General features: G+C 25.1%; 26 protein-coding genes. 13 read left to right on the top strand and 13 right to left on the bottom strand.

The features are described 5' to 3' along the window. Window positions 1-6: 6 nt before the first annotated feature. Genes AACK89_RS01255 through AACK89_RS01245 form a run of 3 tightly spaced genes read right to left on the bottom strand, consistent with a single transcriptional unit; the run spans window position 7 to window position 2,279 of the window. Complete coding sequence (locus AACK89_RS01255) at window positions 7-567, bottom strand: 5-formyltetrahydrofolate cyclo-ligase (protein ID WP_338978760.1); 561 nt, start codon at window positions 565-567, stop codon at window positions 7-9. Continuing rightward, window positions 551-1,009: a Fe-S cluster assembly sulfur transfer protein SufU gene (gene sufU, locus AACK89_RS01250; protein ID WP_174481014.1), complete on the bottom strand. Its 459-nt coding sequence runs from the start codon at window positions 1,007-1,009 to the stop codon at window positions 551-553. Before sufU ends, AACK89_RS01255 begins: the two co-directional genes overlap by 17 nt. Then, window positions 996-2,279, bottom strand: a complete 1,284-nt coding sequence (locus AACK89_RS01245; protein ID WP_338975993.1) for an aminotransferase class V-fold PLP-dependent enzyme — start codon at window positions 2,277-2,279, stop codon at window positions 996-998. The genes sufU and AACK89_RS01245 overlap by 14 nt, the downstream gene beginning before the upstream one ends. A 305-nt stretch (window positions 2,280-2,584) precedes the next feature. On the opposite strand from AACK89_RS01245, the gene AACK89_RS01240 reads away from it, so the two are divergent. From AACK89_RS01240 to AACK89_RS01215, 6 genes are all read left to right on the top strand, one after another. Continuing rightward, window positions 2,585-4,618, top strand: coding sequence for a hypothetical protein (locus tag AACK89_RS01240; RefSeq protein ID WP_338978758.1), 2,034 nt, complete (start codon window positions 2,585-2,587; stop codon window positions 4,616-4,618). A 16-nt stretch (window positions 4,619-4,634) separates the two neighbouring features. Continuing rightward, window positions 4,635-7,937: a hypothetical protein gene (locus AACK89_RS01235; RefSeq protein ID WP_338978757.1), complete on the top strand. Its 3,303-nt coding sequence runs from the start codon at window positions 4,635-4,637 to the stop codon at window positions 7,935-7,937. A gap of 16 nt (window positions 7,938-7,953) precedes the next feature. Further along, window positions 7,954-9,666, top strand: coding sequence for a hypothetical protein (locus AACK89_RS01230; protein ID WP_338978754.1), 1,713 nt, complete (start codon window positions 7,954-7,956; stop codon window positions 9,664-9,666). Between the two features lie 51 nt (window positions 9,667-9,717). Then, window positions 9,718-10,137, top strand: a complete 420-nt coding sequence (locus AACK89_RS01225) for an HIT family protein (protein ID WP_281748311.1) — start codon at window positions 9,718-9,720, stop codon at window positions 10,135-10,137. Window positions 10,138-10,159: 22 nt separating this feature from the next. Continuing rightward, the gene (locus AACK89_RS01220; RefSeq protein WP_252318892.1) at window positions 10,160-10,522 is read left to right on the top strand and encodes a hypothetical protein; all 363 of its coding nucleotides are present in this window, start codon (window positions 10,160-10,162) and stop codon (window positions 10,520-10,522) included. A gap of 267 nt (window positions 10,523-10,789) precedes the next feature. After that, entirely contained in the window at window positions 10,790-10,912 is a 123-nt protein-coding gene (locus AACK89_RS01215) for a hypothetical protein (RefSeq protein ID WP_256468302.1), read from the top strand. Window positions 10,913-11,139: 227 nt separating this feature from the next. Here AACK89_RS01215 and AACK89_RS01210 read toward each other — a convergent pair. Further along, a protein-coding gene (locus tag AACK89_RS01210) for an IS3 family transposase (RefSeq protein ID WP_338977768.1) occupies window positions 11,140-12,239 on the bottom strand; the annotation gives its coding sequence in 2 pieces (ribosomal slippage) (window positions 11,140-11,996 and window positions 11,996-12,239; 1,101 coding nt in all). A 211-nt stretch (window positions 12,240-12,450) separates the two neighbouring features. Between AACK89_RS01210 and AACK89_RS01205 the strand changes: the two genes are divergently transcribed. Next, window positions 12,451-13,269: a hypothetical protein gene (locus AACK89_RS01205; protein ID WP_338978751.1), complete on the top strand. Its 819-nt coding sequence runs from the start codon at window positions 12,451-12,453 to the stop codon at window positions 13,267-13,269. After that, window positions 13,238-13,639 (top strand): hypothetical protein, encoded by a 402-nt coding sequence (locus AACK89_RS01200; protein WP_338962099.1) that lies wholly within the window; start codon window positions 13,238-13,240, stop codon window positions 13,637-13,639. The genes AACK89_RS01205 and AACK89_RS01200 overlap by 32 nt, the downstream gene beginning before the upstream one ends. Before the next feature lie 97 nt (window positions 13,640-13,736). Here the strand turns inward: AACK89_RS01200 and AACK89_RS01195 are convergent, their stop codons facing one another. Together AACK89_RS01195 and AACK89_RS01190 are read right to left on the bottom strand one after the other, a co-directional pair. After that, on the bottom strand, window positions 13,737-14,063 hold the full coding sequence (locus tag AACK89_RS01195; protein WP_338978748.1) for a hypothetical protein: 327 nt from the start codon (window positions 14,061-14,063) through the stop codon (window positions 13,737-13,739). Between the two features lie 195 nt (window positions 14,064-14,258). Then, window positions 14,259-15,023, bottom strand: a complete 765-nt coding sequence (locus AACK89_RS01190) for a hypothetical protein (RefSeq protein ID WP_338978747.1) — start codon at window positions 15,021-15,023, stop codon at window positions 14,259-14,261. 378 nt (window positions 15,024-15,401) lie between these two features. On the opposite strand from AACK89_RS01190, the gene AACK89_RS01185 reads away from it, so the two are divergent. The 5 genes from AACK89_RS01185 to AACK89_RS01165 all read left to right on the top strand — a co-directional run bounded on the left by AACK89_RS01185 (window position 15,402) and on the right by AACK89_RS01165 (window position 20,565). Continuing rightward, entirely contained in the window at window positions 15,402-16,166 is a 765-nt protein-coding gene (locus tag AACK89_RS01185) for a hypothetical protein (protein WP_338978745.1), read from the top strand. An 81-nt stretch (window positions 16,167-16,247) separates the two neighbouring features. After that, window positions 16,248-16,724 carry a hypothetical protein gene (locus AACK89_RS01180; RefSeq protein ID WP_338978743.1) on the top strand — a complete coding sequence of 159 codons (477 nt, stop codon included), beginning with the start codon at window positions 16,248-16,250 and terminating at the stop codon, window positions 16,722-16,724. A gap of 228 nt (window positions 16,725-16,952) precedes the next feature. After that, window positions 16,953-18,959 (top strand): transketolase, encoded by a 2,007-nt coding sequence (tkt, locus tag AACK89_RS01175; RefSeq protein WP_338978741.1) that lies wholly within the window; start codon window positions 16,953-16,955, stop codon window positions 18,957-18,959. 13 nt (window positions 18,960-18,972) lie between these two features. Beyond that, window positions 18,973-19,209, top strand: a complete 237-nt coding sequence (locus tag AACK89_RS01170) for a YneF family protein (RefSeq protein WP_252319938.1) — start codon at window positions 18,973-18,975, stop codon at window positions 19,207-19,209. A gap of 117 nt (window positions 19,210-19,326) precedes the next feature. Then, window positions 19,327-20,565 (top strand): IS256 family transposase, encoded by a 1,239-nt coding sequence (locus AACK89_RS01165; protein WP_281749630.1) that lies wholly within the window; start codon window positions 19,327-19,329, stop codon window positions 20,563-20,565. 97 nt (window positions 20,566-20,662) lie between these two features. Here AACK89_RS01165 and AACK89_RS01160 read toward each other — a convergent pair whose 3' ends face one another. The 7 genes from AACK89_RS01160 to AACK89_RS01130 form a co-directional block, all read right to left on the bottom strand. After that, on the bottom strand, window positions 20,663-21,496 hold the full coding sequence (locus AACK89_RS01160; RefSeq protein WP_338978739.1) for an ankyrin repeat domain-containing protein: 834 nt from the start codon (window positions 21,494-21,496) through the stop codon (window positions 20,663-20,665). 210 nt (window positions 21,497-21,706) lie between these two features. Beyond that, entirely contained in the window at window positions 21,707-21,973 is a 267-nt protein-coding gene (gene rpsO / locus AACK89_RS01155) for a 30S ribosomal protein S15 (protein WP_252319942.1), read from the bottom strand. Window positions 21,974-22,139: 166 nt separating this feature from the next. Then, entirely contained in the window at window positions 22,140-22,853 is a 714-nt protein-coding gene (gene plsY / locus AACK89_RS01150; RefSeq protein ID WP_338978738.1) for a glycerol-3-phosphate 1-O-acyltransferase PlsY, read from the bottom strand. A 42-nt stretch (window positions 22,854-22,895) separates the two neighbouring features. After that, complete coding sequence (locus AACK89_RS01145) at window positions 22,896-23,201, bottom strand: SemiSWEET family sugar transporter (protein ID WP_281748102.1); 306 nt, start codon at window positions 23,199-23,201, stop codon at window positions 22,896-22,898. Beyond that, the gene (locus tag AACK89_RS01140) at window positions 23,194-23,484 is read right to left on the bottom strand and encodes a SemiSWEET family sugar transporter (protein WP_338978737.1); all 291 of its coding nucleotides are present in this window, start codon (window positions 23,482-23,484) and stop codon (window positions 23,194-23,196) included. The genes AACK89_RS01145 and AACK89_RS01140 overlap by 8 nt, the downstream gene beginning before the upstream one ends. A gap of 117 nt (window positions 23,485-23,601) precedes the next feature. Next, window positions 23,602-23,766, bottom strand: coding sequence for a hypothetical protein (locus AACK89_RS01135; RefSeq protein WP_338978736.1), 165 nt, complete (start codon window positions 23,764-23,766; stop codon window positions 23,602-23,604). A gap of 61 nt (window positions 23,767-23,827) precedes the next feature. Next, on the bottom strand, window positions 23,828-23,968 hold the full coding sequence (locus tag AACK89_RS01130; RefSeq protein ID WP_338974739.1) for a hypothetical protein: 141 nt from the start codon (window positions 23,966-23,968) through the stop codon (window positions 23,828-23,830). Between the last annotated feature and the right edge of the window lie 93 nt (window positions 23,969-24,061).

Below are 24,061 nucleotides of genomic sequence, written 5' to 3'. Positions count from 1 at the left end.
AAAATATTAATTAGTAAAAATATAGTCTAATGGTATATCTCAATTATCGTGATTAATTATATAAGGAATTTTTTGAATATCAAAACCAAGTCCTATTTTACTAAAGTTAAATTTATTTTTAGATAAATAACGGTCGTAAAAACCTTTACCATAACCAATACGGTAATAATCTTTATCAAAGGCAATTAATGGTACTAACATACAATCAATTTGACTTCCTATAACTTTTTGGCAATTTAAACTTGGTTGTCCAATTTTAAAATCATTATCAAATACGATATCGTTTCAACTATTAATAAAGTAAAATTCCAAATGTTCACCATTCATTCTTGGTAAACAAACTTGTTTTAGATTTTTTCATAATAATTCAATAATTTCTTTAGTTTCTACTTCATATGGTAAGGAATTATAAAGAGCAAATACATTATTTTGTTTAAAATAATGTGATTCATTAAATTTATTGAAAATAATTTTATTTCACTTTTGATAATTATTTTTAGAAACATTTTTTAATTTTTTTAAATAAATGGTTCTTAAACTAATTTTATCCTTAATTTCCATTTCCATTTTTTTCACATTCTTTCTCAATTATTTTATTAATACCATTAATACCAATAAGGGCACATTTAATTCGATTACGCTGTCTTGGTACATTTTTAAAAGCAATCATATTTTCAATTATTTTATCATTAAATTGCTTTTCTGATAACATTGCTTGATAATTAATAATAATTTCTTTTATTTGTGATATTGTTTTACCTTCAATTAAAATACAAAAAAGATCGGTTGCTGCAGTTGAAATAGCACACCCAATTCCAGTAAAGCGTGCGCTATTAATAACTTTATTTTTAATAGAAATTTCAACATGAAAATTATCAACACATGATTCATTGTTTTGATGATATGTCAAACTATTTGGTAAATTTTTAAAACCTTTATTTTTTGGATTACTATAGTGTTCAACAATTAGTTTGCGATAATAGTCTTGATTGTTATTAAAAGAATTCATTTAAAAAATCTCCTCCTTCATTAATCCCTTTTTTTAAAGATATTACTAATAAGTCAATATCTTTTTTACAATTATATATGTAAAAACTAAGACGAATTGTTACTTCAGCGTTAATTATATTAGGTAATAATTTAGCACAATAAGTTCCACTGCGTACGCATATATTTTGTGTTCCTAAAAAATTAGCAACATCTTGTGCAAATACTTTTTTAATATTAAATATTATGTTACTACTATTGCCATCAATATTATAAATTTCAATATTATTTCCTAAATGCGCTGTTAATTGTTCAATTGCGTATTTTTTTAGTAAAATTTCATGATTTCTAATATTTTCAATACCAATGTTTAATAAATACTTAATAGCTGCACCTAGCCCAAATACACCCGCAATATTTTGTGTTCCACCTTCAAAACGATAAGGACTATTTAATAAGTTAAATTTCCCATTTTCATAAATATCACCATTCATGCCTCCACCCAATATTAGTGGATCTAGCATATTTAATCATTCGTTTTTTCCTCAAAAGACACCGATTCCAGTTGGACCAAAAACTTTATGACCAGAAAATCCAAAAAAATCAATATTTCAATTTTTAACATCAGTTTTTATATGTCCTATTGATTGTGCACCATCTATTATTACTAAAATATTTTTAAAAATTCAATTATCACTTTTAACATTTTTTTTACCATATTCTTTAATAAAATTAGTTAATGTTTCAGTATCATTTTCTATTGCTAAAGAGTTATTAATATTTGCAAAAGCAACTATTCTGGTTTTAGGTGTTAAAACTTTTTTTAAACTTTCAACAGTAATGAATCCTTGTTTATTTGTTTCAATAAATTTTATTTTAATTTTTTTAGTTTGTATCAAACGATAAAATGGTAAGAGTAATGAGCTATGTTCTAAAGTGGTTAATAAAATTTCATCATTTTCTTGTAAATATTTTTCTAAGCCAAAAGCAATTTGATTATAAGCAAAAGTTGCTGAAGGACAAAAAACTATTTCGTTTTCGTTACTATTAATAAATTTACTAATTGTTTTTCTAGTATCTTCAAATATATCATTTCCCTTAACAGCAAGTTGATAATCTTGACTATGTGGATTAATACAATATTTTTCATAATAATCGCTAACAGCATCAATAACTATTTGTGGTTTTAGTGAAGAAGCGGCTGTATCTAAATAAACTAAATCAGGATTATTTTTAAAAAAGGGAAAATCAGTTTTAAAGGTATTATCATTAATGTTTATTTTTTTATTCATATTTACTCCTATATCATTACACCAAATATAATATACTTATACTAATGATTATACACTTAATTTTGTGCTAATTTTCTTAAAATTAAAAAATGAATAAAATATTATTTGTGCACTATAAAGTAATAATATTTAAAAAAAATAATATTTTAAATTTTTTAAAATAAATAATTGGTAATTAGTTATTTCATTTTAAAATTAATTAGAAAAAACTATCCCTTAAATATAAATTTTATGTTAAGATATCTTAGTAAAATAAATTAAAAAATCTTTTTTTGCTATAGATTTAATTAAAAGGAGTGAATAAAGTGCGCAATATTCTTGCCTTAGTTGCAGCTTTCACGTTATCATCAACATCAACTATGTCTATTATAGCTTGTAATAATTCAAATGAAAGAGGCACAACTAATGTTTTCGACTGAAATAGTGCTTTTATAGATACAAGTACTACGACTGACACCTTTTTTAATTATTTATTAAATAATCCCAACAGTGGATGAGGTAAAACATTATATACTGATATTAATCAATATATTAATCTTTCAATTTTAAAAAATACTCCAGAATATAAAGATGATTATCTTGCTGCTTTGACAGCAGCTCAATCTGAAATGGAAAATAAAATAAAATCATTACAAGCAAAATATGGTCGTTCATGAGAAAAACAATGAAAGAAAGTATTGGGCGATGATGATGTTAATACTTACATTGATAATATTTTAAAAAAGAGTGCTTTAGGTATTATTCAACGTAGTTATGTTACTAGTAATTATAAGGATTATAAATACTACAATCAAAATGAAATTAATATTTGATTAAAGGATTTATGAGAACAAGTAAAGAGCAAAAACAATCCAAATGGTACTTATGATAGTGTACAAGAATACATTAATGGTAAAGCAGGTAGTATCGCCCTTGGTAAATATTCTAGCAAAATTTGAATTGTTGCTAATGCTAATAATTCAGAATTAGATGCTATTGCAAAATTAAACGATAATGTCAAAATTGCTAAAACATGAACTGGTGTTAATATTAGTCTTCCTGTTGTAAAAACTAGTGATGATAAGAATGATAGTAATTATGAAACAGATTCATACAATACTATTGATGGCTTATTAAGTGATAATCAATCTAAAATAGCTAAAGTAATGTTAAGAAATCAAGAATTAATTTGAACTCGTCAAATTGTTATTCCTTTTGACTCTACTGCTAAACCTTTACAAGAAAAGATTAATGCTTCTCAGTTTTCTCAAAATAAAACTAAAATTAATGAAATTTTAAACAATATTAGAACCAATGGTTTCGATCAAACATTCACCGAAGAAAAAGGGGCCGCTATTACTGATGTTAGTAAAACTGGTGATTTAGGATTAATGGATATTACTAAATCTTCACAAGAGAATAGTCCTTTTTATTATTACTTATATCGTTATGTAACTAGTGCTGAAGGTGTTGGTAAAAATGTTGATGGTATTCAACTATATAAATTAACAGAATTTACTTCACCAACTGACAAGGAAAAGGGTTTAGATGACTTAATTCCTTATATAGACCGCGATAGTATTAAAGATAAAGGTAAAGATGGTACTAGTCAATATAATGATTTAGTTTATATGAAAGATATAAAAGGACCACAACTTCCTGATGCTGCAGTTAATAATGGACCTGGAGTTGGCATTTTTATTGATACTGGTGGTATTCATTTTATTCAAGCGCCAGGTATCACATATCAACAGCAAGACAAACCTAAAAGCGATGAATCAACTTATAATATAATTAAAACATTTAAAAATCATAGAAAAGATACTTATCAGTGAAAAGACTTAGCACCGTTATCTGAGCGTCCAGGTGGATTATCTGATTCTCCTTATCTTGATTATTTACAAACTGGTTTTTTACTACAAAAATATACTCCAAATACAACTCCTACTTTTAATTTAAATGATGCATTAACAGCCTTTACTGGAGGTACTGGTAGCCTTGGTGATGCAACTTGATGAGATTATAATTTATACTTTAATAATAACTCAAGTTTAATTCATTGAAATTTACAGGATATATTTGGTTCAAGTCCTCTTGATCCAACTGATAAGAAAATTAATGACTTTGTTGAAAAAATGAAAAGTTGATTTGATAAAACTAAAGAAAATCGTTGAAACAATAGACAAGGTATTAATATTAATGCAACATTTAAGGATAATATTATAAAAACTAATAATACATGAGATGGCTTTACACAAGATGCACCAGTTGCTCGTATGGATACTAATATTGCTAATTATCTAGATGTTGTTGGGAAACGAACATTATGATGATATGATCCAAGTATCATTAGTTCTTAGACGGGAGGTATAAAAAATGAAAAAGATAAAAAAGATTTTACCATTATTAACTTCAGTTACTCTTTTATCTGGCCCTGTATTATTATTAGTTGCTTGTGATAATGAACGTGATATGAGTAATTTACCTAGTGGTAAAATTCCTGATGATTATAAAAATCGTGTATTATTTAATTTTTTAGGAGTAAACTTTAATGAAACGATTTCTGCTCAGTTTAAGAATACTTATTCACAAGGTTTTGATTTTATTTTAAAAGATGTTGAAGGAACAATTGCTCAGCAAAAATTTTATGAATTTTTTCATAAGAAACTTCATTATAGTGAAGACACAAAAAATGCAGATGGTACTACTACAATGGGAGAAGCCAATAAAGCTTTTATAAAACTTAAAGATGATTTAGGATTAAATTTATTAACTCAAAAGTACTTAAGTGGTATTAATACAGCTAATTCACTAGATAAAGTATCAGCAGCAGATAATAATGAGTTATTATTTCAAAATCAAAGTTGACATCAGGATGGTACAAGTAAATTTAATTATCAAAATGTAGAATTTTATAAAGAAAAAAATAAAGATACTGATAAAGTTAATGATCCTGATCAAATATTTACTCCTGATAGTTTATATAAAGATTATGGTGATAAAGATGCTGCTTTTGATGAACAATTAGCTGCCATTGCTAAACATCCAGATGACAATTATAGTAATGAAATTGGTAAATTATTACCAAATGATGCTAAAAAATGAAATAGTAGTGCTGGTATTAATAAAACACAAAAAGGTCTTTCTGGTACTGATATTCCAACTTATTCAAAATATTTAAAACGTTTCCAATGATGATTACGTTTTCGTTATCAACAATATTATCAATATCAAATTTTACCAGAATTAAATCAAACTTTATTTACAATGTCTTATATTTTAGACAATATTGTTGATATTAAAGATAATGAAGCAGGTAAACCTATAATTTCAACCCAAACAAATAACCTTTACATAAGTCAATTACAAGATACTACTGGTTGACAAAAGAGTAACTATAATGTAAATTGAAACTTTACTACTGATTTAGCAAATGCGCAAAGCATTGATCAAAAATGAAATAGTAGTCCTTCTGAATCTCCAAAGTGAGAGTCGATTGTTAAAAATGATGATTCAGGAAAAGAAAAAACTTTAAATTCTGATTTTTTTACTCAATTAACAAGCGGTAATGCCTCAACTATTAGTGAAATTGATCCTAATTTTGGTGCTAATGGTTTCTTAAGTACTGCTACTACTACCCAAGAAGCTGCAAGTTGAGTAACTAATGGTGGATTACATTACACTACGAATAATAATATTGCTACATTTACTTACTCTGCTCCTATTTATTTCCTAAACCTTTTACAAAATTTAGATTTTAGTTTTTTAAATAATAAAAACAAAGGCTGAGTTCCAGAAATTAGTAATTTAATTCATTCATGAAACAATAGTGGATGAGGTAAAACATTATATACTGATATTAATCAATATATTAATCTTTCAATTTTAAAAAATACTCCAGAATATAAAGATGATTATCTTGCTGCTTTGACAGCAGCTCAATCTGAAATGGAAAATAAAATAAAATCATTACAAGCAAAATATGGTCGTTCATGAGAAAAACAATGAAAGAAAGTATTGGGCGATGATGATGTTAATACTTACATTGATAATATTTTAAAAAAGAGTGCTTTAGGTATTATTCAACGTAGTTATGTTACTAGTAATTATAAGGATTATAAATACTACAATCAAAATGAAATTAATATTTGATTAAAGGATTTATGAGAACAAGTAAAGAGCAAAAACAATCCAAATGGTACTTATGATAGTGTACAAGAATACATTAATGGTAAAGCAGGTAGTATCGCCCTTGGTAAATATTCTAGCAAAATTTGAATTGTTGCTAATGCTAATAATTCAGAATTAGATGCTATTGCAAAATTAAACGATAATGTCAAAATTGCTAAAACATGAACTGGTGTTAATATTAGTCTTCCTGTTGTAAAAACTAGTGATGATAAGAATGATAGTAATTATGAAACAGATTCATACAATACTATTGATGGCTTATTAAGTGATAATCAATCTAAAATAGCTAAAGTAATGTTAAGAAATCAAGAATTAATTTGAACTCGTCAAATTGTTATTCCTTTTGACTCTACTGCTAAACCTTTACAAGAAAAGATTAATGCTTCTCAGTTTTCTCAAAATAAAACTAAAATTAATGAAATTTTAAACAATATTAGAACCAATGGTTTCGATCAAACATTCACCGAAGAAAAAGGGGCCGCTATTACTGATGTTAGTAAAACTGGTGATTTAGGATTAATGGATATTACTAAATCTTCACAAGAGAATAGTCCTTTTTATTATTACTTATATCGTTATGTAACTAGTGCTGAAGGTGTTGGTAAAAATGTTGATGGTATTCAACTATATAAATTAACAGAATTTACTTCACCAACTGACAAGGAAAAGGGTTTAGATGACTTAATTCCTTATATAGACCGCGATAGTATTAAAGATAAAGGTAAAGATGGTACTAGTCAATATAATGATTTAGTTTATATGAAAGATATAAAAGGACCACAACTTCCTGATGCTGCAGTTAATAATGGACCTGGAGTTGGCATTTTTATTGATACTGGTGGTATTCATTTTATTCAAGCGCCAGGTATCACATATCAACAGCAAGACAAACCTAAAAGCGATGAATCAACTTATAATATAATTAAAACATTTAAAAATCATAGAAAAGATACTTATCAGTGAAAAGACTTAGCACCGTTATCTGAGCGTCCAGGTGGATTATCTGATTCTCCTTATCTTGATTATTTACAAACTGGTTTTTTACTACAAAAATATACTCCAAATACAACTCCTACTTTTAATTTAAATGATGCATTAACAGCCTTTACTGGAGGTACTGGTAGCCTTGGTGATGCAACTTGATGAGATTATAATTTATACTTTAATAATAACTCAAGTTTAATTCATTGAAATTTACAGGATATATTTGGTTCAAGTCCTCTTGATCCAACTGATAAGAAAATTAATGACTTTGTTGAAAAAATGAAAAGTTGATTTGATAAAACTAAAGAAAATCGTTGAAACAATAGACAAGGTATTAATATTAATGCAACATTTAAGGATAATATTATAAAAACTAATAATACATGAGATGGCTTTACACAAGATGCACCAGTTGCTCGTATGGATACTAATATTGCTAATTATCTAGATGTTGTTGGGAAACGAACATTATGATGATATGATCCAAGTATCATTAGTTCTTAGACGGGAGGTATAAAAAATGAAAAAGATAAAAAAGATTTTACCATTATTAACTTCAGTTACTCTTTTATCTGGCCCTGTATTATTATTAGTTGCTTGTGATAATGAACGTGATATGAGTAATTTACCTAGTGGTAAAATTCCTGATGATTATAAAAATCGTGTATTATTTAATTTTTTAGGAGTAAACTTTAATGAAACGATTTCTGCTCAGTTTAAGAATACTTATTCACAAGGTTTTGATTTTATTTTAAAAGATGTTGAAGGAACAATTGCTCAGCAAAAATTTTATGAATTTTTTCATAAGAAACTTCATTATAGTGAAGACACAAAAAATGCAGATGGTACTACTACAATGGGAGAAGCCAATAAAGCTTTTATAAAACTTAAAGATGATTTAGGATTAAATTTATTAACTCAAAAGTACTTAAGTGGTATTAATACAGCTAATTCACTAGATAAAGTATCAGCAGCAGATAATAATGAGTTATTATTTCAAAATCAAAGTTGACATCAGGATGGTACAAGTAAATTTAATTATCAAAATGTAGAATTTTATAAAGAAAAAAATAAAGATACTGATAAAGTTAATGATCCTGATCAAATATTTACTCCTGATAGTTTATATAAAGATTATGGTGATAAAGATGCTGCTTTTGATGAACAATTAGCTGCCATTGCTAAACATCCAGATGACAATTATAGTAATGAAATTGGTAAATTATTACCAAATGATGCTAAAAAATGAAATAGTAGTGCTGGTATTAATAAAACACAAAAAGGTCTTTCTGGTACTGATATTCCAACTTATTCAAAATATTTAAAACGTTTCCAATGATGATTACGTTTTCGTTATCAACAATATTATCAATATCAAATTTTACCAGAATTAAATCAAACTTTATTTACAATGTCTTATATTTTAGACAATATTGTTGATATTAAAGATAATGAAGCAGGTAAACCTATAATTTCAACCCAAACAAATAACCTTTACATAAGTCAATTACAAGATACTACTGGTTGACAAAAGAGTAACTATAATGTAAATTGAAACTTTACTACTGATTTAGCAAATGCGCAAAGCATTGATCAAAAATGAAATAGTAGTCCTTCTGAATCTCCAAAGTGAGAGTCGATTGTTAAAAATGATGATTCAGGAAAAGAAAAAACTTTAAATTCTGATTTTTTTACTCAATTAACAAGCGGTAATGCCTCAACTATTAGTGAAATTGATCCTAATTTTGGTGCTAATGGTTTCTTAAGTACTGCTACTACTACCCAAGAAGCTGCAAGTTGAGTAACTAATGGTGGATTACATTACACTACGAATAATAATATTGCTACATTTACTTACTCTGCTCCTATTTATTTCCTAAACCTTTTACAAAATTTAGATTTTAGTTTTTTAAATAATAAAAACAAAGGCTGAGTTCCAGAAATTAGTAATTTAATTCATTCATGAAACAATAGTGGTAATGCTAGTCTTGAGACAGATTTCTCTAAGTATATAAGGGGTGATGCTAACGAAAGCACTATTACCCAAGAAACAAAGTGAAATATATTTTGACAAATGTTATATTCTATATCTGCTAGTGATTCTGCAACTAAAGATTCACCAGTAGCTGAAAACTTTAAAATCGCTGCTCAAAATTTATTTCCAACATATATTCCAAAAAATAATATATATGAAGAAGGATTTTGAAATAAGGTAAAAGAGTTTTATCCATAATAATACTTAATATTTTAAGTTATACTTATAAAGTAAGTTGAGGTGAAATATATGACAAATAAAGCATGCATTTTTTGTACAATTATTAAAGATACAAATAACTTAATTTTTGAAGATACAAATACAGCAGCATTCATGGATATCAATCCCGTAACTAAAGGACACATTCTAGTAATTCCAAAGCAGCATTTTGAAACTTTTATTGATACTACACCCAAAATAGTGAGTGATGTTAGTATCACAACTCATAAAATTGCTAATTTGCTAATAAAAACTATTCCCGAAATTAAAGGATTTAATATTTTAACTAATAATGGTAGCGAAGCATTTCAAGAAGTGTTTCATTATCATGTTCATATTATTCCAAAATATATTCGTGAAAAAGGGTTTTTAATTAATAGGACAAAAGAAAATGTTACAATTGATGATATTAATAATATTAAAAAAATACTAAAATCACAATTAATGTAAAAAATATTTAAGGAGGAAAAAAATGAAAAGTCTTAAGTTATTAACTTTACCTAAAATATTAATGCTAATTGGTGCTGTATGAATTATTGTTTTTAGTTTATTGTATGCAGCGGGAGTTATAACTTATAGTTTCTATGGCTGAAATGAAAATGGAGCTACATTAGTTATAATAGGTATTATTTATATTCTAATACCATTTTCAGTTAAACCTGGATTATGATCAAGACTATGAGCACTATTTATATCATTTCTTTCAGTTATAATAGTTATTGGTTTATTTGTTGGCAAAGATGTAGATTATAAGTCAACATGAACTTATATTAATGCTTTACCACATATTATCATGGCGTTTGGCTCTATTTTATGAATATTTAATAGTAAATAAGTCATAAAATAATTATTAATAACTTAAAATATTGGTTGAAAATAGTATTAAACCAATTTTTAATAAATAATTAATAATATTTTTAGAGTTTATTTTCAACATAAATAATAAGAAAAAAATATTATAATAGTTATTAATTATCAAATTTTATAAAAATTATTAATTGATGAGTGACATAACTACCTTTTTGTTTTCATCAAAAAAGCATTTTTTATTAATGATGCTATAATTTTAAGCATTAATAAAAAAAATAAAGGAGATTGAGATATGAAAAAAAGAAAAGTATTACATTGTTCAAGTTGTAATAAAGAAATTAATGGTAATGATTTAGCTTCAAACTCAAAAACAGCAAGAAAAATTATGAAATGCCCAGAGTGTGCTAATCAATAATTTTTTGATTATTAATAAAATTTATATTATTATCAATAGTCCTTATCAACTAATTTTAAAAATTTTTACTGATTGTTTTAGATTTCTAAAACAATTTTCATCTTAATTGTTAATAAAACAAATTATAAATAAAAACAATACTAGTCTATATCTATTGATATCAAAGGCAAGAATATAAAGAACTTATGGAATGGCAACCCTTTTTAGGACTATTTTTTGGTAGACATTTATTTTTGATAATTAACTGGAGTTAAGTAGTTTAAAGTGCTGTGAATTCTTATGTTGTTATATCAGTTGATGTAATCAAATAATTCTAATTTTAATTGGATTAATGATGTAAAATTTTTATCATTAATAAATTCAATTTTGAAAGTTTTAAAAGTTGCTTCAGCAACAGCGTTATCATAAGGACAACCTTTTTTGCTTAAAGAGCGATTAATATTGAATGCTAGTAAAAGTTTATCAATAATTTTATTATTAAATTCATTACCGCGATCACTATGAAATATTTGAATATCTTTTAAACAACGATTTGAGTGCATAAATGCTTGATGTACTAATGATGCATCTTTTTTAGTACCTACACTATGTCCAATAATTTCGCGGTTAAATAGGTCAATTAATAGGCAAATATAGTTTCATTTACCATTAACTTGAACATAAGTTAAATCACTAACAATAACTTCATTTTTAAGCCTATTATTAAAGTTTCTATTAACGATATTGGTTATTTGACTATCGTTGACTTTATTATGATGATTTTTGAATGATAATTTAGTGTATTTTGATATTAAATTATGTTTATTCATAATTTCTTTAATTTTTCTGCGTGACAAATAAATATTCTTTTCTTTTAGAACAACTTTTAATCTTCTTGTTCCATAAACTTCTTTATTTTCTTTAAAAGCACTAATAACAGCTTCATCATAAATATTATTTTGTTTTTTTTCTTTTTCCTTTAAATTAAAATAATATGTTGATTTAGAAAGTTTTAAAAAACGACACATTGTGCGAATTTTATATTTAACTTTATTTTTAGCAATAATTTCTATTTTCTGCCTATTATTAGTGCTGCTTGCTTTAAAATATCATTTTCCATTCGTAACTGTTTTAATTCTTTTCTTAATTTAATTAATTCATTTTCTTCAATAGAACGATTATCTTTAGTTTTAAAACTGCCTGAATTAGTAAATTGCTTAATTCAATTATAAGTAGCTGCTCTTGTAACATTGTACTCTTTAGCAAGACAAGACACTGACTTACCGCTTTGATATAAAGCTACTATTTGTTTTTTAAATTCATCGGTATATGAGTTAATATTGGCCATAATTATAGTTCCTTTCTTTTAACTAATTTGTTCACTTGTCTACGTAATTAGTGTCCAATAAAGTGTAACCTATCCACTTATTTCTGAAATCAAAATATGGAGGAGTATTATATGTCTAAAAAAAAATAAAAATTCAAAAATTATTGCCGGAATAATTAGTTCTGCGGTTTTAATTAGTGGTGCAACTACTGGTATTTTATATAATTCTGAAATGGAAGAAAATATTGAAGAAGAAATTGAAATTGAAAAGAAAAAAAACTTAGAAATAATTTTTCCTAAAGGAAAAAGAAATTTAGGTAAAATTTATATTGGACAAAACATAACTGCTATAAATGATGATGAAAAAGTAAAAAAAGAAATTATAGATATTTTTAGTAATAAATATAATATAGATGTAACTAGTTTGGAAATTAAAATTGTTAATAACCAAAATCAAGCAATAATTACTTCAATAAATGAAGATATTTATATTGGAACAGTAAAGCTTAAATATAGTCCTAATAGATCTTTTGTAACGTTAGATTATATTGTTCCTGATTTGAATATAAGAGATGAACAAGTTCCTACTTATTCTTATCAACATCATCAAGAAATTTTATTTGGAAAAAATGATATTTTAAATGATAATGAATTTAAAAATTTACCTGCTGTAAATGATTTTATTAATATTTTAAATGAACAAGTTAAATTTAAAGCAAATGAAGAATCAAATAATGCTTTTAAAAAGTTGGAAAATAATAATGATAATTTTGAAAATTTTGAAGATTTAAAAAAACAATTTAATGATCATCATCTTTTATTTGATGGCAAAATTGATTTTGAATCATTTATTAAAACAATTAGTAATTATCATATAAATGCAAACATTGATGAATTAAAAACAGCAATATGTCGTTTTTATAATATTTTAGCTCAATTATATGGAAAAAATAATGTTTTTAAAATGTTAGAAAAAATTGAATTAGATAAAAAATTGTGAGAACAGTCTAAAAATAAATATGTCAGGAGAAGCATATTTTGGTTCTTGTAATAATAATATGTGTAATACTAAAATAATACTTGATACAGATATTTTTAGAGATATAAAGTATGGAATGGAAGTTATGGTACATGAATATGGTCATATTTTGGATTCTTTAATTCGTAATAAACAAAATAATAATTTTGATGCAAGAAAATATATGATTTCATCATTAGCAAAAGGAACTAAGATTAATAATAAATCTTATCAAAAACTTTTAAGTTATGGTATTGTTAGAAGTTGATATGGAAGAACATCATATATTGACTTATTTCCAGAAGCTTTTGGTCGTTGAATAATGACTCCTGAACAAAATCGTGATCTTGGATGAGAAAAATTAGATAAATTTTTTCGAATAGATTTACTTAAATTATTATAATAATAAAAAATATATCTTTATAATCATAATAAGAACAAAATAAACTTTGTCCTTATTATTAATTTTGTTTATTAATTAAAAATTGTAAATAAAGTTATTAATTGTTCATTATGTTATCAAAATTTATGTTGTTTAATGCAATGTTAACATATGTCATACGACCAAATGAAGAATTTAAAAAACAATACCATTGAAAGTAAATATTATCATTATCATGTCAAAGATCTAAGTTAAGAGCAATTTCTGTTCCTCATCCTCCACCATCTTTAGTATTAATATAAGCAATAAAAAGAACATTAGCATTACCGGGGTTTTTATATTGTTCAATTTTTGCAGTATTAGTTGATAGTGTTGGACTACTTTCAATTCCTGTTGAAGTTGATACTTTGAAATATGAATTAATAAAACAAAAAGTTGGATACATATTACTGAAGGTATTTCAGTCTCTCGCATAATTGCTTCACTTAAGAATATTATAAATATTAGAATTATCAGTAGCGATTGATGTTCCATTATGTCAATCTGAAAAAGAATAATTTATTTTATCATTAATAATATTATTAGTGTTTTTTCAATTATTATAATAAATAGCAACTAGATTATTACTTTTATCAAAAATTTAATTTAATGAATAGTTTTTAGTAGTTATTGTTAGTGGTGATTTATTCAAAAAATTATAAACATTTTGATTATCAATAATTAAATTAATAATGTTACTAGTTAATTGATTGTTAATTTGCCCTTTTAAACTAGTTTGATTAATAAAATACATTGCTAAGTTATTAGCTATTGTCTTACTAATTTTATTATCATGTGTTGCTTTAGCAATATAATATAAACCTAGTGTTTCATTTAGATTATTGCTATGTTCAACTTTATCAGCACCTGCTTGATTAGAAATATCAATATGTTTTTCAATATCACCTTGTTGAATATATTTTCAATTATTATAACCAGTAAAGTATGAATGAGAATATTCACTTTTACTATATGGATTATAATCATCTTTAATAATAGTTACTTTTTTGTGGCTGTTCATTTCTTGTTTTGTATTTTCAATATTTACTTTATCTTTATCAGGAATATTTATATTAGGGTTATAAACTAGGTTACCATAGTTATCTGCTAAAAAAGTATTCCTTGCTTTAGGAAAAGTGTATTTTGCTAAAGATAATGTATCATAACTATAAAATTTATGATCTGTTATTGATTGATTAGTAATTCACTCACTATTGCTTAAATAGTTAAATTGGTTATTGAATGAAGCATTATTTTCTTCTAATTGATTTATTAGTACAGTATTTTCAATATTTATATTATTAATATTGTTTCCTAAAAAAGTTAAAGGTGGTATCACACTTAAAAAAATTAAATATTTATTCATAATTTTATACCTCTATTTTTTAAATAATTATTTAAAAAATTAATAAATATATATTTTATAACACTTTAGTCATTAAAAAGTGTTGATTTAATTATAAACATTTTATTTGAAATTAGCAAAAACTAAAAAACTTAAATAAATAATGTGTATTAAACGTACTTTACAATATGTTTCAATATTAATAATTTGCATATTAAATAAGTCCTTTTTTAAGTTATAATATTTATTTATAACTCAATGAAAAAAAATAATACGAATTTATTGGAAAAATATTATTATTATGATAATATTCTACAAAAGAATATAAAGTTTTTTAATCATCTTATTTTAATTTTAAAATAAATGGGTTTTTTTATTTTTAGAAAGGAAGAAGAAATAATGGCAGCTGAAACTTATATTAGAAAATTAAAATTATCGCCAACATTTGCATTCACAACACAACAAATCCGTTCATTGACAAAAGAGCAAAGAGAAGCGATTGATAAAAAACAAACACCAGTATTTACAATGGAACAAATGAGAACATTCACACTTGAACAAATGGAACAACTTGCAATTGATCCAGGTCTTATTGATGAAATCATGAGATTATCAGAAGAAGAAGAACAAGTGGAACTGGCAAAAAAATTATCGTTAGAAAAAGAAAAACAATCTGACATAATAGTAAAAGAATTTAAAGAAACATCAATTCCCTCATCACAAACATTTAAAGTAGAGACAGAAGTAAAATTAGTTACTGAAGAGGAAATACTAAAACAAGGAGTAAGACCCAAAGGAAGTAAGATTGTTCAACGTCAAATTCAACATACAAATAATAATCATCAAGAAAAGGCAATAATTTCCGAACCAACCATTTCACCATCTCTTTATGAAAGTAGTTTAGATTTACAAGCAACCAATGAAGATGATGAATTTGGTTTTGTAGTTGTTGATGAACCTTATAAAACATTACAATCAGAAGAAGTATCTGAGAAAGAAAGAGAAGATATTGATAGAGCGATTGCATTGTCATTGCAAGACCAATTTAATGTAGAACAAGAGCAAGAAGATATTGATAGAGCGATTGCATTAGAGGCTTTATCATTAAAAAGACAAGAAAGAAATAATAAAGCAATTGGTTTATATTTAGAAGAACAAGAATAACTTGAAAAATCAGTACCATTATCCTTACAATCAGAAGAAGTATCTGAGAAAGAAAGAGAAGATATTGATAGAGCGATTGCATTGTCATTGCAAGACCAATTTAATGTAGAACAAGAGCAAGAAGATATTGATAGAGCGATTGCATTAGAAGCTTTATCATTAAAAAGACAAGAAAGAAATAATAAAGCAATTGGTTTATATTTAGAAGAACAAGAAGAACTTGAAAAATCAGCAAAAAGACAATCAAATTTAATGCAAGTAATCAAAAAATCTGAAATAGAAGAAATTAAAGTTTTAGAACAACAAAAAATAAATAAATTTTTAAATTTATTTATTAAATTAGTAACTTTTGGAAAAATTAATAAAAATAAGAAAATTGAATTAGAAATTAGTAAAAAATGAAAAAAAATATCAGAATCATGTAGTAAAAAGCCAAAAACAAATCCAACATTATTTTCAAAATCATCTGGAAAAGCTTTTAATAAACAACAAGTAAACAATGACTCAACAAACGCACCATTAACAAATTTAAATAAACCAAGAACATCACAAATGTAAAATATTAAGAAAAGAGTTATCTTATTTAAGATGAAATATTATTTTTTTTATCTTGGGGTGATTTTTTCTTTTTTAATTTGTTCAAAGATTCAAATTAGTTAAAATAAAATTATATTTTTGTCATTATTATTTATACTTTTTTAATTATTTTTAAAAAATTACTTATTTTATTAAGAATATTGTTAATATTATATTAAATAATAACTATTAAAAATTTAAGGAGAAATTATGGAAAATAAAATTAATTTAGATAAATTAACTATTAATTCAATTCGTATGTTAGGAGTACAAGCAGTTAATGCTGCTAAAAGTGGCCATCCTGGTATTGTTTTAGGTGCTTCACCAATGACTTTTTCTTTATTCAAAAATCATTTATCTTTTAATCCAAAAAATCCAAAATGATTTAATCGTGATCGATTTGTTTTATCAGCAGGTCATGGTAGTGCTTTATTATATTCAATATTACATCATGCTGGTTATAAATATACAATCAATGATATAAAACAATTCCGTCAATTAAATAGTAATACACCCGGTCATCCCGAATATCATTTAGACTATGGAGTAGAGACGGCTACTGGGCCATTAGGTCAGGGTATCGCTAATGCTGTTGGAATGGCGCTTACTGAGAGTTTTCTTGGTGCTAAATATAATCAAAAAGATCTTAATATTATTGATCATTATACATATGCAATTTGTGGTGATGGTGATTTACAAGAAGGTATTGCGCAAGAAGCACTTAGTTTTGCTGGACATTTTAAATTAAATAAACTAATTATTTTATATGATTCAAATGATGTTCAATTAGATTCATCTGTTAAATTAGTATATTCAGAAAATTTAAAAATGCGTCTTCAAGCATTAGAGTGAAATTATTTAAAAGTTGAAGATGGTGAAGATGATAAACTTATTTCTGAAGCTATTAAAAAAGCAAAACTTAGTGATAAACCAACTTTAATTGAAATTAAAACTATAATTGGTTATGGGGCTAGTAAACAAGGAACACCCAGTGTTCATGGCTCTCCTTTAATGGAAGATATTAAAACAGTTGCTAAAAATTTAAACTGAGAATATCCTGAATTTACTGTTCCAAAAGAAGTAAGTACTTACTTCACACAAACAGCACTTAATCATGGTTCTAAAATAGAATTAGTTTGAAATCAAAAAGTTGAAAAATATGCAAAATTATATCCAAAATTGTATAATGAAATTAAATCAGCATTGAAAAATGAAATTTTTAATGAAGATTATCAATTAAATAAAATTGATTGAACTTTAATTATTGGAGTAAATCCACAAGCAACAAGAGTAGACTCTGGTAATATTTTAAAACTTTTATCAGCTCATTGTCCAACATTAATTGGTGGTAGTGCTGATTTAGCTGGCTCAACTAAAGCATTAGTAACAGATAAAGACTTTTTACCTCTTGATCATTCAGGAAGACATATTCATTATGGAGTAAGAGAATTTGCAATGGGCGCTATTGTTAACGGTATGACGTTACATCAAGGCACAATTCCTTTTGGTTCTACTTTTCTTGTGTTTAGTGATTATCTAAAGCCTGCATTACGATTAGCAGCTTTAATGTCAATTCCATCTTTGTTTATTTTTAGTCATGATAGTATCGCAGTTGGCGAAGATGGTCCTACCCATGAACCAGTTGAACAACTAACAATGTTAAGAACTATTCCTAATTTTAATGTAATTCGCCCCGCTGATACAAAAGAAACAATTGGTGCATATTTAATGGCATTATCTAGCAAAACTAACCCTAGTGCTATTATTATTACTAGACAAAATTTACCACAACTTGCAAATAGTAATATTGAGGCAGTTCAAAAAGGTGCTTATATTATTAGTAAAGAGAAGAGTAGTAAAGCTTTAGATTTAATTATTATTGCTACCGGTAGTGAAGTTTCGTTGGCTATTGCTAGTCAAGAACAACTATGAAACGATCAAAAACTTAATGTTCGTGTAGTTTCAATGCCTTCTACTTTTATTTTTGATAAACAAGATAAAACATATCAAAATAAAATTTTACCTAATGATATTATAAAAGTTGCTATTGAAATGGGTTCTAAAGATAGTTGATATAAATATGTTGCAGGTAATGGCTTTGTTATTGGCGTAAGTACTTTTGGTATTTCTGCTCCTGATAAGGTAGTACTAGAAAAATATGGCTTTACATCAAATCAAGTGTGTGATAAAATTAATAAGTTTTTAAACAGTAAGTAAGGAGAAATTAATAATGATGGTTTGGTGAGCAGTATTAATCATTGGCATTGCTAGTGCGTTAATTGGTGGATTAGTTGGTTTTATTGTTACTAAGAAGATTTTCGAAAAACAATTACAGAAAAATCCTCCTATTAATGAAAATATGATTCGTGCAATGTATTTACAAATGGGGCGTAAACCTACTGAATCTCAAATTAAATCAGTAATGCAAGCAATGAAACGTCAACAAAGTACTACTAAAAAACGATAATTTTTATTAAATATAAATAAAATGGAAATGTTTAGTAATCTGTGTAACTTACAAAAATAACTATGTTTAATTAATTCTAGTAAATATAATTAAATGACTAGAAAGAGTGAGTTACAGATGGCTAAAAAAGATAACTTTAATAATAATGATCCAATATCAAAAGCAGTAGATTTATTACTAGAAAATACTGAAGATTTAACAACAGTTTTTAAACCTGGCGGTTTATATAAAGAATTAACAAAAAGATTAGTTGAAAAAATGTTGAATTCTGAAATGCAAAATTATTTAGGATATGAAAAAAATCAACATAGTACTACTGAAAATGCTCGTAATGGTACAAGTTCAAAAAAATTAATAACTCAACAAGGTAAAATTGAAATTGATGTACCAAGAGATCGCAATAGTAATTTTACTCCTGTAATAGTTCCTAAAAGGCAAAGAAGATTTGATGGTTTTGATCAACAAGTTCTTTCCTTGTATGCAAAAGGAATGACATTATCTGACATTAGAATGCAGTTGCAAGAGTTATATCATGGTGCTGATATTAGTGAAAGTGTTATTAGTCAAATTACTGATGATGTTATTGATGATGTTAAAGCATGACAAAATCGACCATTAGAAAGTATTTATCCTATTGTTTATTTTGATTGTATAGTAGTTAAAGTACGACAAGATAAACGGATTATTAACAAATCAGTTTATATAGCATTAGGAGTTGATTTAGAAGGCAAAAAAGATGTTTTAGGATTATGAATTAGTGAAAATGAAGGTTCTAAGTTTTGATTATCTAATTTCACAGAAATGAAAAATCGTGGCTTAAATGATATTCTTATTGCTTGTAGTGATAATTTAACAGGCATGTCAGAAGCAATACAATCAGTTTATCCTAAAACAGAACATCAATTATGCATTGTTCATCAAATTAGAAATAGTTTAAAATATGTTTCATACAAACATCGAAAAGGTCTAGTTGCAGATTTAAAACCAATTTATAGTGCATGTAGTGAAGAACAAGCAATGCAAGCTTTAGAATCGTTTGAAAGTAAATGAAATAAACAATATCCTCAAATTACTAAATCTTGATATAAAAATTGAGATAATTTAATGGTTTTTATTAGTTATCCAGTAGAAATCAAAAGAGTGATTTATACTACAAATGCTATTGAATCTGTTAATAGTCAATTACGAAAAATCATCAGAAATAAAAAAGTTTTTCCTAATGATATGGCAGTTTTCAAAATATTTTACTTGGCAATTGAAAATATAACAAAAAAATGAACATTGCCTATTCAAAATTGAAATACAGCAATTGCTCATTTTATGATAAAATTTGAAGACAGAATTAATCTAAATTAGTAACTTTGTAAAACAAAGATACACAGATTATTAAAAAGCCTCTGTAAAATAGTTACCATTATGGTAACTATTTTTATTCATTATATTTGTGATAAATTTAATGTTTTATATATCCGCTTGTTGATGGCTTATTTTGTGGATAATTTTCTTCTTTTAATTCTTGTTTAATTTTTTTCTGTCATTTTTTTTCTTTTTCTTGATTAGTATTTAATTTATTAATGTTACATTTAAATATTTTCTTTATTCTTTGTTCAATTTTTAAAATTTTTTTCTTATTGATTTTTAATCCAATTAATATTAAATTTTCTTTTATATTTTTTACTGAATTATTTGTATTTAAATGTATTAATATATTATCTTTAATATCATGAAATAATGAGTTATTTGAAAATTCTGGCCTGTATTTAATAATTTCTACTTTCGCCTTATTTGTAATATATTCTTCATATTCTTGATAAAATATGTTTTCTAATATATTTTTTATGTTTTTATCATAAAATAAACTATTATTAATAATGATTGTCAAAGCCGTATCACCATTTTGATTTATGAAATGAATATTTGCATTATTTATTAGTAAAGTATTAACTATTTGTGCTAGTCCATTTTTAGCAGCTAAATGCAAGGCTGTATCACCATTTTGGTTTGCGTGGTTGATATTAGCGCCATTTTCTATTAAAATTTTAATGGAATCTATAAGTTGATAATAGTGACTTGCTACTATTAAAGGATTATCACCATTTTCGTTTGTATAATTTAGATTAGCATTTTTTTCTATTAAATTATTGATCTCTTTTTTTATTTCAGAACTAATTTTTTCTTCTTTAATTATATAATCCCAATAATTAAAATATGTAATATTTTGATATGAAGTGACAGAATTTAAAATAACTGATATTATTTTTTCACCATTAATATCTTTATCATTCATTATTTTGTTCCTCCTTTTGAAATCAAAAACCCATTTATTTTAGTGAAAAATAAATGGGTTAGAAACATATAATAATTAATAATTATATTATAACACTTTTAGTATTAATTTTATTATCGTTTAAATCATTTGTAAATTTATTTCTATGTTTAATATTATTTAGATGTATATAAAAAAAATCAGTATTAATAAGTAAATACTGATTTAATATTAGTTATCTTTTAGTGATAGTGCTGTTAATAATTTATTGTATGTAGCAACATCTTGTTTTTTAAAGTATTTTAAGAAGCGTTTTCTGCTTGCTACCATTTTTAACAAACTTCGTTTTGCAGTAATATCTTTTTTTTGTACTTGTAGATGGGCTGTTAATTCTAAAATTCTTTTTGTTAAATTAATAATTTGAACTGCAGAAGAACCAGTATCTTTGGCATTTAAGCGAAATTTTTTAATCAATTCATCTTGTTTAATTTGTTCCATATTTGACAACTCTCCTTTAAATATAATTCGGCTTAAGCAAAGATAATATCGGAGAGAATATTAACAATGTTAAGTCAACACGGTTATAATACTACATTAATTTTAAACATAAAACAAGCATTTTTAAAAAAATATTTTTATTAATTTTGTATAAAGAGATGATTTTTTATTTTTTTTCTTCATTTGCTTTTTTATTTTTTTTATCAAAAATAGTCACTTTACGTTCAGTATGATTAAGAATTCTTTTACAATTATCTCAATGACGAATAATAATTAATATTCAAATTAGAGCCATAATTATATTAACAATATAGTATTGAGTGTCTTGTTGGGAAAGAAAAGCATGCAGTGGCATATTCGGTATTCATGATAAGATAAAAGCAAGTATCATCATTAACATTGAAGATAAAGATGACATTCTACTTAAATATAAAATAAATCATCAACTAGCAATTGTGATAACGCAATAAATAGGATTAATCATTAATAGTACTCCTAATGAAGATGCAGCTCCTTTACCACCACGAAAACCATAAAATAGTGGTCAACAGTGACCAATAATTGCAGCAAGACAAGTTGGATAAATATATGCTTGTTTAAACATTGTTTCATAATTAGGATTAGTAATATTGATAAAGGTTAAACCGTATGCAATTAAAATAGGAATAGCGGGCTTAAAACCGTCAATAATTAAAATAATAGCTCCTCATTTACCACCCATAACTCGTGTTGAATTAGTAGCACCAGCATTTTTAGAGTAATAATCTCTAACATCGGTTTTAAATTTTATTTTACTAATAATAATTGAAGGTGAGATTGAGCCAATTAAATAACCAATGATAATAAAAATAAAAGTTCCTAATAGATTAATATGTTCCATTTTTTTCTCCATTCTTGTGCAAGTATTATGTTAATAAAAATTTTATTTTTTGGAAGTTAAATTGTTCTTTTTATCTTTATTATTATAATATAAATTATAAATTATTAATGTTAATAATATGATATTAATAACTGTGCCAAAGGCATTTGCTGCTAGTAAGGGAATGTTTTTAATTAAACTAGCATAAATTATGAATGAAGTTAATCCTATTTGATATATGCTATAAGAAATTAACGATAAACCTTTTGTGTTTTTAGTTTTAATTAGTTTAATAGTTTGTGGTAAAAAGGCAACCGAAATAAAAAAGGCACCTATATATCCAATAATATCAATTGCAATATTAGACATTTTTTTCCTCCTTATTTTTTTGTTTAATTAAATTGTTAACAATAATCCCAATTATTATGAAATTTAGTATAGCAGTAATAGTTTGACAAGTAATCATGGGAATATCATTACGAAGTATGCCAAATATTAAAAAAGTAAGACCTCCCAGTTGATAGATACTATATGAAAAAATAGAAAGACCTGAAGTATTTCTTGTTTTAATTAGTTTAATAGTTTGTGGTAAGAATGCCAAAGGAATACAAATGGCTGCAAGATACCCCAATATTTCTATAAAAATGTTCATTTTTTCTCCTTTTAATTAATTTAATTTATCATAGTAATTATAATAAAATATTGTGAAAATAGTTATTTATTTTATTTTAAATAATAAAAAATGTGTTTTGCTAAACACATCATTAATTTATTTTTCTTCTTCTTTAATGAAACATTTTTTACATAAAGTTTTCCCTTCTTTTGTATCAAGAATGTCAAAAGGTTCAAACATCATTTCGCAATCAAAACATTTTACGGTTTTTGTTAAAGGTTCATCATCAGTTTTTTTGTTTTTTTTATTGAATCATTTCATTATATCCTTCCTTTCTAAATATATTAAATAAGTGTGTCATTAACACACTTATTTAATATATTTATTTAGCACAATCTTTACACAAACATTTACCATCTGCTGCTTTAGTACATTCAGATGAACTTTTCATTTTCCCACAACCATCACATTTTTTTTGATCTTTTGCTTCTCCGGTTTTATCCCTTTTTTTAAATGGTCACATGTATATAACTTCCTTTCCTCATATCATAATTACTCTACTCAATTATAACAAATTTTATTATTTTCTATGGTATTAACTATTTTTAAAACTTTT

This window comes from Spiroplasma endosymbiont of Panzeria rudis (assembly GCF_964019705.1).
GTDB classification, from domain to species: domain Bacteria; phylum Bacillota_I; class Bacilli_A; order Mycoplasmatales; family VBWQ01; genus Spiroplasma_E; species Spiroplasma_E ixodetis_A.
The sequence above is the reverse complement of the archived record's forward strand: the minus strand, read 5'-3'. Positions and strand labels throughout refer to the sequence as shown.